Here is a 12,437-nt window from a genome sequence, read left to right as displayed (position 1 = left end):
AAATGAGTAGCGTAGATATTCTGGTCCCTGACCTGCCTGAATCCGTAGCAGATGCGACCGTAGCAACCTGGCACAAAAAACCGGGCGATGCGGTAGTTCGTGATGAGGTGCTGGTAGAAATCGAAACTGACAAAGTGGTACTGGAAGTACCGGCGTCGGCGGATGGCATTCTGGATGCCGTTCTGGAAGATGAAGGTACTACCGTCACCTCCCGTCAAATCCTGGGTCGCCTGCGTGAAGGCAACAGCGGTGGTAAAGAAACCAGCGCGAAATCTGAAAGCAAAGAGTCGACTCCGGCTCAGCGCCAACAGGCTTCACTGGAAGAACAGAACAACGATGCGCTGAGCCCGGCGATCCGTCGCCTGCTGGCTGAGCACAGCCTCGATGCCAGCGCGATTAAAGGCACCGGTGTTGGCGGTCGTCTGACCCGTGAAGACGTTGAAAAACATCTGGCGAAAGCACCAGCGAAAGCCGCTGCTGCACCGGCTGCGGTTGCCGCAGCGCCGGTTGCACCGCTGGCAGGTCGCTCCGAGAAACGTGTTCCGATGACCCGTCTGCGTAAACGCGTAGCCGAGCGTCTGCTGGAAGCGAAAAACTCTACCGCGATGCTGACGACCTTCAACGAAGTCAACATGAAACCAATCATGGACCTGCGTAAGCAGTACGGTGACGCGTTTGAAAAACGTCACGGTATCCGTCTGGGCTTCATGTCCTTCTACGTGAAAGCCGTAGTTGAAGCGCTGAAACGCTACCCAGAAGTGAACGCGTCTATCGATGGCGAAGACGTGGTTTACCACAACTACTTCGATGTGAGCATGGCGGTGTCTACGCCGCGTGGCCTGGTGACCCCAGTACTGCGTGACGTTGATGCACTCGGCATGGCTGACATTGAGAAGAACATTAAAGAGCTGGCGCTGAAAGGCCGCGACGGCAAACTGACTGTCGAAGATCTGACCGGTGGTAACTTCACTATTACCAACGGCGGCGTCTTCGGTTCCCTGATGTCTACCCCGATTATCAACCCGCCTCAGAGCGCGATTCTGGGTATGCACGCCATTAAAGACCGTCCTATGGCGGTTGATGGCAAAGTGGAAATTCTGCCGATGATGTACCTGGCACTGTCCTATGACCACCGTCTGATCGATGGGCGCGAGTCTGTAGGCTTCCTGGTGGCAATTAAAGAGCTGTTAGAAGATCCAACCCGTCTTCTGCTGGACGTGTAGGTTTGGGATAACCCCGGCGTCGCTTTCGCTCGGCCGGGCTACGAAATTGTAGCCCGGCCGAACGGAGTGACGCCGGGAGGCCCACCAGAGTTCCAGACAACAACTCAACAACATTTTATAGGATGGATAGAACACATGAACTTACATGAATATCAGGCAAAACAACTCTTTGCCCGCTATGGCTTACCGGCTCCGGTGGGTTATGCCTGTACTACTCCGCGTGAAGCAGAAGAAGCCGCTTCAAAAATCGGCGCTGGCCCGTGGGTAGTGAAATGTCAGGTTCACGCTGGTGGCCGCGGTAAAGCGGGCGGTGTGAAGGTCGTAAACTCTAAAGAAGACATTCGCGCTTTTGCAGAACATTGGCTGGGCAAACGCCTGGTAACCTACCAGACGGATGCACACGGCCAGCCGGTTAACCAGATTCTGGTTGAAGCCGCGACCGACATCGGTAAAGAACTGTACCTGGGCGCGGTTGTTGACCGTAGCTCCCGTCGCGTGGTCTTTATGGCCTCTACCGAAGGCGGCGTAGAAATTGAAAAAGTGGCGGAAGAAACCCCGCACCTGATCCACAAAGTTGCGCTGGATCCGCTGGCAGGCCCAATGCCTTACCAGGGTCGTGAACTGGCGTTCAAACTGGGTCTGGAAGGTAAACAGGTTCAGCAGTTCACCAAGATCTTCATGGGTCTGGCAACGATTTTCCTGGAGCGCGACCTGGCGCTTATCGAAATCAACCCGCTGGTCGTGACCAAGCAGGGCGACCTGATCTGCCTCGACGGCAAACTGGGCGCTGACGGCAACGCACTGTTCCGTCAGGCTGACCTGCGCGAAATGCGTGACCAGTCTCAGGAAGATCCACGTGAAGCGCAGGCTGCACAGTGGGAACTGAACTACGTTGCACTTGATGGCAACATCGGTTGCATGGTTAACGGTGCGGGCCTGGCAATGGGCACCATGGACATCGTTAAACTGCACGGCGGCGAACCAGCGAACTTCCTGGACGTTGGCGGCGGCGCAACCAAAGAGCGCGTGACTGAAGCGTTTAAAATCATCCTCTCTGATGACAATGTTAAAGCCGTTCTGGTTAACATCTTCGGCGGTATCGTACGTTGCGACCTGATCGCTGACGGTATCATCGGCGCGGTAGCAGAAGTGGGCGTTAACGTCCCGGTTGTTGTTCGTCTGGAAGGCAACAACGCCGAACTCGGCGCGAAGAAACTGGCTGACAGCGGCCTGAATATTATTGCAGCGAAAAGTCTGACGGACGCAGCACAGCAGGTTGTTGCCGCAGTGGAGGGGAAATAATGTCCATTTTAATCGATAAAAACACCAAGGTTATCTGCCAGGGCTTCACCGGTAGCCAGGGTTCTTTCCACTCCGAACAAGCGATTGCTTACGGTACGCAGATGGTTGGCGGCGTAACCCCAGGCAAAGGCGGCACCACTCATCTGGGCCTGCCAGTGTTCAATACCGTGCGTGAAGCGGTAGAAGCAACGGGCGCAACCGCCACCGTTATCTACGTTCCAGCACCGTTCTGCAAAGACTCTATCCTGGAAGCTATCGATGCAGGCATCAAACTGATCATCACCATCACCGAAGGTATCCCTACGCTGGATATGCTGACCGTGAAGGTGAAACTGGATGAAGCCGGCGTGCGCATGATTGGCCCGAACTGCCCAGGTGTTATCACCCCGGGCGAATGCAAAATCGGCATCATGCCGGGTCACATTCACAAGCCAGGTAAAGTGGGTATCGTCTCCCGTTCCGGCACCCTGACTTACGAAGCGGTTAAGCAGACCACTGACTACGGTTTCGGCCAGTCTACCTGTGTGGGCATCGGCGGCGACCCGATCCCAGGCTCTAACTTCATCGATATCCTGAAGCTGTTCCAGGAAGACCCGCAGACCGAAGCGATCGTGATGATCGGTGAAATCGGTGGTAGCGCGGAAGAAGAAGCGGCGGCCTACATCAAAGAACACGTCACCAAGCCGGTTGTTGGCTACATCGCAGGCGTTACCGCGCCAAAAGGCAAGCGTATGGGCCACGCAGGCGCCATCATTGCCGGTGGTAAAGGTACCGCTGATGAGAAATTTGCTGCCCTGGAAGCCGCTGGCGTGAAGACCGTTCGCAGCCTGGCTGACATCGGTGAAGCGCTGAAGTCCGTCATTAAGTAAATCCTCTCTGCTCCCTCACTGAATTCCCGCGCATACAGGGAAGAGGGAGCCTTATATGTCTTGTTTCGACATGGTTGGCCGCCCTTGGGTGGCCTTTTTTTTGTCGTTCCCCCTCCCTGATTGTTGCAACGTTGTACACGTGGGTTAATTTTAACTGCGTCAGTTACTGTCGCCTGTTTTTTGTGCAAACAATAGCCAAACAAAATCATTTGTCAGCAGGGTGGAAATGGCGGTGACATCTGCAAATGTTAATTTATTAATATTTAAAGTAAATGAAATGTTATTTGCATCATAATGCAATGTGCGATGTGGAAAAAAATGAGGGACGGTCTACTTTAAACTATACGGGGGAATTGTGCTTATTCGCACCTGGCAAGGTTAAATCTAATTACCTTCACGTCTAATTTCACTTCATTTGATAACCATCAAAGTCAAATTAAAAACACATCGTTAACATTTTGTTCATCATAATATTCAATTAAAAACATAATTAACAATCTCGCGTTAAGTTGATTTAAATCAATATGTAATCACTGGCTATCAGTGGCTAAAACGGCTAAATTGTCGTGGATCAAACTGGCTGGATAATGCTTGATTCGCTATAAATTGATCACCATCGAAAAACGTAAAACTTCTCCAATAAAAACCTGTTTATTGTAAGGGTTTTACAGCGTAATATATTTTAGGGATCAATTGAGTTTTTTATTAACACGTTTGTAACTTTCGCTTATGGCTGTTTCCGGTGCTCACCAAGGGGCGGTTGTAGGGAAGGGGACAAATCAATTTGTATTGGGGCATGTGTTTGAATCCCGGTCTACGGGTTCATTCTCGGAGTCTTCATGCGATGAGCAAGGAGTCATGATGTTAGATATAGTCGAACTGTCGCGCTTACAGTTTGCCTTGACCGCGATGTACCACTTCCTGTTTGTTCCGCTAACGCTCGGTATGGCGTTCCTGCTGGCAATCATGGAAACGGTTTACGTCCTTTCCGGCAAACAGATTTATAAAGATATGACCAAGTTCTGGGGCAAGTTGTTTGGTATCAACTTTGCGCTGGGTGTGGCGACCGGTCTGACCATGGAGTTCCAGTTCGGGACTAACTGGTCGTACTATTCCCACTACGTGGGCGATATCTTCGGTGCGCCGCTGGCCATCGAAGGTCTGATGGCCTTCTTCCTCGAATCTACCTTTGTAGGTCTGTTCTTCTTCGGTTGGGATCGTCTGGGTAAAGTCCAGCACATGGCGGTGACCTGGCTGGTAGCCCTGGGCTCCAACCTGTCTGCACTGTGGATCCTCGTGGCGAACGGCTGGATGCAGAACCCGATTGCATCTGATTTCAACTTCGAAACCATGCGTATGGAAATGGTCAGCTTCTCCGAGCTGGTCCTGAACCCAGTCGCTCAGGTGAAATTCGTCCATACCGTGGCATCTGGCTACGTCTGCGGCGCGATGTTCGTTCTCGGTATCAGCTCCTACTACATGCTGCGCGGCCGTGACTTCGCCTTCGCTAAGCGTTCCTTCGCGATTGCAGCCAGCTTCGGCATGGCGGCTATCCTCTCCGTTATCGTTCTGGGTGATGAATCTGGTTACGAAATGGGTGACGTACAGAAAACCAAACTGGCTGCGATTGAAGCCGAGTGGGAAACGCAGCCAGCACCGGCCGCCTTTACCCTGTTTGGTATTCCTGACCAGGATGCGCAGGAAAACCACTTCGCCATTCAAATTCCTTACGCGCTGGGCATCATCGCGACCCGTTCTGTTGATAAGCAGGTTACCGGTCTGAAAGATCTGATGGTGCAGCACGAAGAGCGTATCCGTAACGGTATGAAGGCGTATGCACTGCTTGAGCAACTGCGTAGCGGCTCTACCGACCAGGCCATTCGCGATGAGTTTAACCACGTGAAGAAAGACCTGGGCTACGGTTTGCTGCTGAAGCGCTATACGCCGAACGTGTCTGATGCGACTGAAGCACAGATCCAGATGGCAACCAAAGATTCTATCCCACGCGTTGCGCCGCTGTACTTTGCGTTCCGTATCATGGTGGGCTGCGGCATCCTGATGCTGCTGATTATTGCGACCTCCTTCTGGACGGTCATTCGTAACAAGATTGGCGAGAAAAAATGGCTGCTGCGCACCGCGCTGTACGCGATTCCGCTGCCGTGGATTGCTATCGAATCCGGCTGGTTTGTGGCGGAATACGGCCGTCAGCCGTGGGCGATTGGTGAGGTGCTGCCGACGGCAGTGGCGAACTCCAGCCTGACCGCGGGCGACCTGATCTTCTCGATGGTGTTGATTTGCGGCCTGTACACCCTGTTCCTCGTGGCGGAGCTGTACCTGATGTTCAAATTCGCTCGCCGTGGACCTAGCAGCCTGAAAACCGGTCGTTACCACTATGAGCAGCCTACCGCTCAGCCGGCACGCTAAGACAGGAGTCGTCAAATGATCGATTATGAAGTATTGCGTTTTATCTGGTGGCTACTGATTGGCATTCTGCTGATTGGTTTTGCCGTCGCCGATGGCTTCGACATGGGGGTGGGCATGCTCACCCGCTTCCTCGGTCGTAACGACACCGAGCGTCGAATCATGATTAACTCCATCGCTCCGCACTGGGACGGTAACCAGGTGTGGCTCATCACCGCCGGTGGCGCGCTGTTCGCTGCGTGGCCGATGGTGTATGCCGCTGCCTTCTCCGGCTTCTACGTAGCGATGATTCTGGTGCTGGCGTCCTTGTTCTTCCGTCCGGTCGGTTTTGACTACCGCTCTAAGATTGAAGACACCCGCTGGCGCAACATGTGGGACTGGGGCATCTTTATCGGTAGTTTCGTGCCGCCGCTGGTGATTGGCGTCGCGTTCGGTAACCTGCTGCAGGGCGTACCGTTCCACGTCGATGAATACATGCGTCTGTACTACACCGGTAACTTCTTCCAGCTGCTGAATCCGTTTGGTCTGCTGGCAGGTATTGTTAGCGTCGCGATGATCCTGACGCAGGGCGCAACCTACCTGCAGATGCGTACCGTGGGCGAACTGCACCTGCGTACCCGCAACGTCTCTATGGTGACGGCGCTGGTAACCCTGGTGTGCTTCGCATTGGCAGGCGTCTGGGTTTACTACGGCATCGATGGCTATGTGGTGAAATCGGTTCTGGATCACTCCGGCCCGTCTAACCCACTGACCAAAGAAGTGGCGCGTGAAGCCGGTGCGTGGATGGTGAACTTCAACAACATGCCAGCGCTGTGGGCGATTCCTGCTCTGGGCGTGGTGCTGCCGCTGCTGACTATCCTGACCACCAAGGCGGATAAAGGCGCGTGGGCGTTCCTGTTCTCCTCACTGACGCTGGCGTGCATTATCCTGACCGCTGGTATTGCTATGTTCCCGTTCATTATGCCTTCCAGCACAATGATGAACGCGAGCCTGACCATGTGGGATGCGACGTCTAGCCAGATGACGCTGAACCTGATGACCTATGTCGCCGCTGTCTTCGTGCCGATTATTCTGGCCTACACCACCTGGTGTTACTGGAAAATGTTCGGTCGCATCACCAAAGAAGACATCGAACGCAACACCCACTCTCTGTACTAAGTAAGGAGCTGAATATGTGGTATTTCGCATGGATTTTGGGAACGCTTCTTGCCTGTGCATTCGGCGTGATCACCGCGCTGGCGTTAGAGCACGTCGAAGCAACCAAAGCGGGTGAAGAAAAGCACTGATGAAAAATGTTATCGCAATGTTATACGCGATAATGGATAAGCGCCCCTTGCGGGCGCTTTCCCTTGTTATGGCCCTGCTGCTGGCAGGCTGCATCTTCTGGGATCCGACGCGTTTCGCGGCGAAGACCAGCGAACTGGAAATCTGGCACGGTTTCTTGTTGATGTGGTCAGTGTGTGCAGGGGTGATCCACGGCGTAGGCTTCCGTCTGCGTACGGTTCACTGGCAGGGGATTTTTTGTCCGCTCATCGCCGATCTGGTACTGCTGGCTGGTTTGATTTTCTTCTTCTATCGTTGAAAATTATCGCCTGATGATAATGGGCTTGCATAAGCCCATAAAAATTTACTCTCCGTTTACTTCCCCCCATTCCAAACCATCTTTCCCGCGCGTATAGTAGCGAAGTTCAAAAACCCAAAAATTTTTTGCATTACTGGGATGTAAAGTGAATACAACGCTGTTTCGATGGCCGGTTCGGGTCTATTACGAAGATACCGACGCCGGTGGTGTGGTTTACCACGCTAGCTATGTCGCTTTCTATGAAAGAGCACGCACAGAGATGCTGCGGCACCACCACTTCAGTCAGCAGGTTCTGCTGGCGGAGAGGGTGGCCTTTGTTGTGCGTAAAATGACGCTGGAGTATTTTGCGGCTGCCCGACTCGACGATATGCTCGAAGTCCAGACAGAAATTACATCAATGCGTGGTACCTCCATGGTGTTCACGCAGCGAATTGTCAACGCTGAGAATAAGGTACTGAACGAAGCAGAAGTCCTGATTGTCTGTGTTGATCCACTCATCATGAAGCCTCGTGCGCTTCCCAAGTCTATTGTCGCGGAGTTTAAGCAGTGACTGACATGAACATCCTTGATTTGTTCCTGAAGGCTAGCCTTCTGGTTAAACTTATCATGTTGATTTTGATTGGTTTTTCAATCGCCTCCTGGGCCATCATCATCCAGAGAACGCGCATCCTCAACGCGGCAAGCCGCGAAGCTGAAGCGTTTGAAGATAAATTCTGGTCCGGTATCGAGCTGTCTCGCCTGTATCAGGAGAGCCAGGGGCGTCGCGAAAACCTCGCGGGATCGGAGCAGATCTTCTACAGCGGCTTTAAAGAGTTTGCGCGCTTACACCGTGCGAACAGCCATGCGCCGGAAGCGATTGTGGAAGGGGCCTCGCGTGCGATGCGTATCTCCATGAACCGCGAACTGGAAACGCTGGAAACGCACATTCCGTTCCTCGGCACCGTGGGTTCCATCAGTCCTTATATCGGCCTGTTTGGTACCGTATGGGGGATCATGCACGCCTTTATCGCGCTGGGCGCGGTGAAACAGGCTACGCTGCAGATGGTTGCACCAGGGATCGCGGAAGCGCTGATCGCCACCGCTATTGGTCTGTTTGCGGCAATTCCAGCGGTTATGGCGTACAACCGCCTGAACCAACGCGTGAACAAACTGGAACTGAACTACGACAACTTTATGGAAGAGTTCACCGCCATTCTGCACCGTCAGGCTTTTACCGTCAGCGAGAGCAACAAGGGGTAAGCCATGGCCAGAGCACGTGGACGCGGGCGTCGCGAACTGAAGTCCGAAATTAACATCGTTCCGCTGCTGGATGTGTTGTTGGTACTGCTGCTGATCTTTATGGCGACAGCGCCGATCATTACGCAGAGCGTGGAAGTGGATCTTCCTGATGCAACCGAATCGCAGGCGGTAAGCAGTAACGATGAACCGCCGGTTATCGTTGAAGTGTCCGGTGTTGGACAATACAGCGTGAACGTCGGTCAGGAGAAGATGCCGCAACTGCCGCCTGAACAGGTTGTTGCAGAAGCGCAGCGCCGCTTACAGGCGAATCCGAAAACGGTCTTCTTAATTGGGGGCGCGAAAGACGTGCCTTACGATGAAATAATTAAAGCGCTTAACCTGTTACACAGCGCCGGGGTGAAATCGGTCGGGTTAATGACTCAGCCAATTTAACCTGCGATATGCCGCGCAAACGCGCAGGGTGACAGGCCGCTTCCGGCCTGTTGCGCGCGTTATTAAGTAACGGGTGAACAGTTTTTGGGAACCGAGAGTGTCAAAGGCAACCGAACAAAACGACAAGCTTAAACGAGCGATAATTATTTCAGCAGTGCTGCACGTCATTCTGTTTGCGGCGCTGATCTGGAGCTCGTTCGATGAGCATATAGAGGCTTCTGCGGGCGGCGGTGGCGGTTCGTCCATCGACGCCGTCATGGTCGATCCCGGCGCGGTCGTTGAGAACTATAATCGTCAACAGCAGCAGCAATCCAGCTCGAAACGTGCGCAAGAGCAACGTGAAAAGCAGGCTCAGCAGCAGGCTGAAGAGTTACGTGAAAAACAGGCTGCCGAACAGGAACGTTTAAAAGCGCTGGAAAAAGAGCGTTTGCAGGCTCAGGAAGCGGCCAAAGAAGCACAGCAGCAGCAGAAGCAGGCTGAAGAAGCGGCGGCAAAAGCAGCGGCCGATGCAAAAGCGAAGGCGGATGCCCAGGCGAAAGCTGCAGCTGATGCGGCGGTGAAAGCGGCCGCTGATGCCAAAGCAAAAGCCGATGCTCAGGCTAAAGTCGCGGCAGAAGCTGCGAAAAAAGCCGCTGCTGATGCGCAGAAAAAAGCAGAAGCGGAAGCAGCGAAAGCGGCTGCCGATGCTAAAAAGGTAGCCGAAGCTGCCGCCGCGAAAGCGGCTGCGGATGCCGAGAAGAAAGCGGCAGCCGAAGCAGCGAAGAAAGCGGCAGCTGAAAAAGCCGCGGAAGAGAAAGCTGCTGCTGCTGCCGAGAAGGCTGCTGCTGCCGCTGAAAAAGCCGCTGCCGATAAGGCCGCTGCTGCTGCCAAAGCGGCTGCAGATAAGAAAGCCGCCGCTGCTGAAAAAGCGGCTGCGGACAAGAAAGCTGCCGCTGACAAAGCCGCCGCCGCGAAGAAGGCTGCCGCTGAGAAAGCCGCTGCTTCTTCCGGCGTTGACGACCTGCTGGGTGATCTCAGCTCTGGTAAGAATGCGCCGAAAGGCAATACCAGCGGTAGCGCAGGTGGTAACTCTCCTGCTAAAGGTAATAAGCCAGGGCAGGGCGGTGCGTCGCAGGCTGAAATTGCGTCCTATATTGCTCAGGTTCAGGCGGCGATCAAAGGTCATCTGTATGACTGGGATACCTATCAAGGGAAGACCTGTACGTTGCGTGTGAACCTGGCTGAAGATGGCACCGTGCTCAGCGTGAAGACGGAAGGCGGCGATCCGGCGTTCTGCCAGCAGATGCTGGCAGCGACAAACCGGATGACCAAGTTCCCGAAACCGCCGTCACAAGCGATCTGGCAGACCTTTAAAAATGCGCCGCTGGACTTCAAGCCATAGTAATTATTTTTCGCGGAAGTACGCGAAAAATAATGGCGAGATCGTCGCAGGGTTTTGGTAGTTTTGTGTATTTTAGTTTGTTAACATTCTGCTAAATTATCGTGGGCTTTCCGCCTGGATAAGGGAGAAATGATGAAGCAGGCATTACGAGTAGCGTTTGGTTTTCTGATGCTGTGGGCAGCCGTGCTGCACGCAGAAGTACGTATCGAGATCACCCAGGGGGTGGACTCGGCACGCCCAATTGGTGTCGTTCCTTTCCAGTGGGCGGGGCCAGGTGCTGCGCCTGAAGATATTGGCGGCATTGTGGGTGCCGACCTGCGTAACAGCGGGAAATTTAACCCATTAGATCGTTCTCGTCTGCCTCAGCAGCCGGGCAGCGCTCAGGAAGTTCAGCCAGCCGCATGGTCTGCGCTGGGCATTGATGCCGTTGTTGTCGGGCAGGTGAGCCCTAACGCTGATGGCAGCTATAATGTCTCTTATCAACTGGTGGATACCGGCGGTGCCCCTGGCTCCGTGCTGGCACAGAACACCTACAAAGTTAACAAGCAGTGGCTGCGTTATGCCGGTCACACTGCCAGTGACGAAGTGTTCGAGAAGCTGACGGGGATCAAAGGCGCGTTCCGTACCCGTATTGCTTACGTTGTTCAGACCAACGGCGGCCAGTTCCCGTACGAGCTGCGCGTTTCTGACTACGACGGTTACAACCAGTTCGTGGTTCACCGTTCTCCGCAGCCGCTGATGTCTCCAGCATGGTCTCCAGACGGCTCTAAAGTGGCTTATGTGACCTTCGAAAGCGGTCGCTCAGCGCTGGTAGTGCAGACCCTGGCTAACGGCGCAGTGCGTCAGATTGCCTCGTTCCCGCAGCACAACGGCGCGCCAGCGTTCTCGCCTGATGGTTCTAAACTGGCATTCGCACTGTCGAAAACCGGTAGCCTGAACCTGTACGTGATGGACCTGGGCTCTGGTCAGATTCGTCAAGTGACCAACGGTCGCAGCAACAACACTGAACCAACCTGGTTCCCGGACAGCCAGAACCTGGCATTTACGTCTGACCAGGCCGGTCGTCCACAGGTGTATAAAGTTAACGTCAACGGCGGTGCTCCGCAGCGTATTACCTGGGAAGGTTCACAGAACCAGGATGCTGATGTCAGCAGCGACGGCAAGTTTATGGTAATGGTCAGCTCGGCTAACGGCCAGCAGCACATTGCTAAGCAGGATCTGGTAGCGGGTGGCGTACAAGTACTGTCGTCAACGTTCCTGGACGAAACGCCAAGTCTGGCACCTAACGGCACTATGGTTATCTACAGCTCTTCTCAGGGGATGGGATCCGTGCTGAATCTGGTTTCTACAGATGGGCGTTTCAAAGCGCGTCTTCCGGCAACTGATGGACAGGTCAAATTCCCTGCCTGGTCGCCGTATCTGTAATAATAATTAATTGATTACTAAAGGAATCATAGAAATGCAACTGAACAAAGTGCTGAAAGGGCTGATGATCGCTCTGCCTGTTATGGCAATCGCGGCATGTTCTTCTAACAAGAACGCTAGCAATGACCAGAGCGGCGAAGGCATGCTGGGTGCCGGCACTGGTATGGATGCGAACGGTAGCGGCAACATGTCTTCTGAAGAGCAAGCTCGCCTTCAGATGCAGCAGCTGCAGCAGAACAACATCGTTTACTTCGATCTGGACAAGTACGATATCCGTTCTGACTTCGCTGCGATGCTGGATGCTCACGCTAACTTCCTGCGTAGCAACCCATCTTACAAAGTCACCGTAGAAGGTCACGCGGACGAACGTGGTACTCCTGAGTACAACATCTCCCTGGGTGAACGTCGTGCAAACGCTGTTAAAATGTACCTGCAGGGTAAAGGCGTTTCTGCTGACCAGATCTCCATCGTTTCTTACGGTAAAGAAAAACCTGCAGTACTGGGTCACGACGAAGCGGCTTACTCCAAAAACCGTCGTGCCGTACTGGTTTACTAAGAGAATT

The 12,437-nt window shown here is 53.7% G+C and carries 13 protein-coding genes; all 13 read left to right on the top strand.

The features are described from left to right. The first annotated feature begins 2 nt into the window (after window positions 1–2). The 13 genes from odhB to pal all read left to right on the top strand — a co-directional run bounded on the left by odhB (window position 3) and on the right by pal (window position 12,430). On the top strand, window positions 3–1,223 hold the full coding sequence (gene odhB / locus FHC49_RS01985; protein WP_185669331.1) for a 2-oxoglutarate dehydrogenase complex dihydrolipoyllysine-residue succinyltransferase: 1,221 nt from the start codon (window positions 3–5) through the stop codon (window positions 1,221–1,223). Window positions 1,224–1,358: 135 nt separating this feature from the next. Beyond that, on the top strand, window positions 1,359–2,525 hold the full coding sequence (gene sucC / locus FHC49_RS01980; protein ID WP_003022927.1) for an ADP-forming succinate--CoA ligase subunit beta: 1,167 nt from the start codon (window positions 1,359–1,361) through the stop codon (window positions 2,523–2,525). Then, the gene (sucD, locus tag FHC49_RS01975) at window positions 2,525–3,394 is read left to right on the top strand and encodes a succinate--CoA ligase subunit alpha (RefSeq protein WP_166514885.1); all 870 of its coding nucleotides are present in this window, start codon (window positions 2,525–2,527) and stop codon (window positions 3,392–3,394) included. The genes sucC and sucD overlap by 1 nt, the downstream gene beginning before the upstream one ends. Window positions 3,395–4,255: 861 nt before the next feature. Continuing rightward, complete coding sequence (gene cydA, locus FHC49_RS01970; RefSeq protein ID WP_185669367.1) at window positions 4,256–5,818, top strand: cytochrome ubiquinol oxidase subunit I; 1,563 nt, start codon at window positions 4,256–4,258, stop codon at window positions 5,816–5,818. 15 nt (window positions 5,819–5,833) lie between these two features. Beyond that, complete coding sequence (gene cydB, locus FHC49_RS01965; protein WP_185669330.1) at window positions 5,834–6,973, top strand: cytochrome d ubiquinol oxidase subunit II; 1,140 nt, start codon at window positions 5,834–5,836, stop codon at window positions 6,971–6,973. A 14-nt stretch (window positions 6,974–6,987) separates the two neighbouring features. After that, on the top strand, window positions 6,988–7,101 hold the full coding sequence (gene cydX, locus FHC49_RS01960; protein ID WP_003858598.1) for a cytochrome bd-I oxidase subunit CydX: 114 nt from the start codon (window positions 6,988–6,990) through the stop codon (window positions 7,099–7,101). Beyond that, complete coding sequence (ybgE, locus tag FHC49_RS01955; protein ID WP_035892729.1) at window positions 7,101–7,397, top strand: cyd operon protein YbgE; 297 nt, start codon at window positions 7,101–7,103, stop codon at window positions 7,395–7,397. Before cydX ends, ybgE begins: the two co-directional genes overlap by 1 nt. 145 nt (window positions 7,398–7,542) lie before the next feature. Next, window positions 7,543–7,947 (top strand): tol-pal system-associated acyl-CoA thioesterase, encoded by a 405-nt coding sequence (gene ybgC, locus FHC49_RS01950; RefSeq protein ID WP_035892730.1) that lies wholly within the window; start codon window positions 7,543–7,545, stop codon window positions 7,945–7,947. Next, a complete protein-coding gene (tolQ, locus tag FHC49_RS01945) occupies window positions 7,944–8,636 on the top strand; it encodes a Tol-Pal system protein TolQ (RefSeq protein ID WP_185669329.1) in 693 nt (230 codons plus the stop codon). The genes ybgC and tolQ overlap by 4 nt, the downstream gene beginning before the upstream one ends. 3 nt (window positions 8,637–8,639) lie before the next feature. Next, window positions 8,640–9,068, top strand: a complete 429-nt coding sequence (gene tolR, locus FHC49_RS01940) for a colicin uptake protein TolR (RefSeq protein ID WP_035892731.1) — start codon at window positions 8,640–8,642, stop codon at window positions 9,066–9,068. 97 nt (window positions 9,069–9,165) lie between these two features. Further along, on the top strand, window positions 9,166–10,449 hold the full coding sequence (gene tolA / locus FHC49_RS01935) for a cell envelope integrity protein TolA (RefSeq protein WP_185669328.1): 1,284 nt from the start codon (window positions 9,166–9,168) through the stop codon (window positions 10,447–10,449). A 132-nt stretch (window positions 10,450–10,581) separates the two neighbouring features. Then, window positions 10,582–11,874 carry a Tol-Pal system beta propeller repeat protein TolB gene (gene tolB / locus FHC49_RS01930; protein ID WP_185669366.1) on the top strand — a complete coding sequence of 431 codons (1,293 nt, stop codon included), beginning with the start codon at window positions 10,582–10,584 and terminating at the stop codon, window positions 11,872–11,874. 34 nt (window positions 11,875–11,908) lie between these two features. Continuing rightward, entirely contained in the window at window positions 11,909–12,430 is a 522-nt protein-coding gene (pal, locus tag FHC49_RS01925) for a peptidoglycan-associated lipoprotein Pal (protein WP_185669327.1), read from the top strand. Window positions 12,431–12,437: the final 7 nt, after the last annotated feature.

It is taken from the genome of Kluyvera sp. EC_51, assembly GCF_019584505.1.
In the GTDB taxonomy this organism is placed as follows: Bacteria; Pseudomonadota; Gammaproteobacteria; order Enterobacterales; family Enterobacteriaceae; genus Kluyvera; species Kluyvera sichuanensis.
This window is presented reverse-complemented; position numbering and strand designations above follow the sequence as displayed.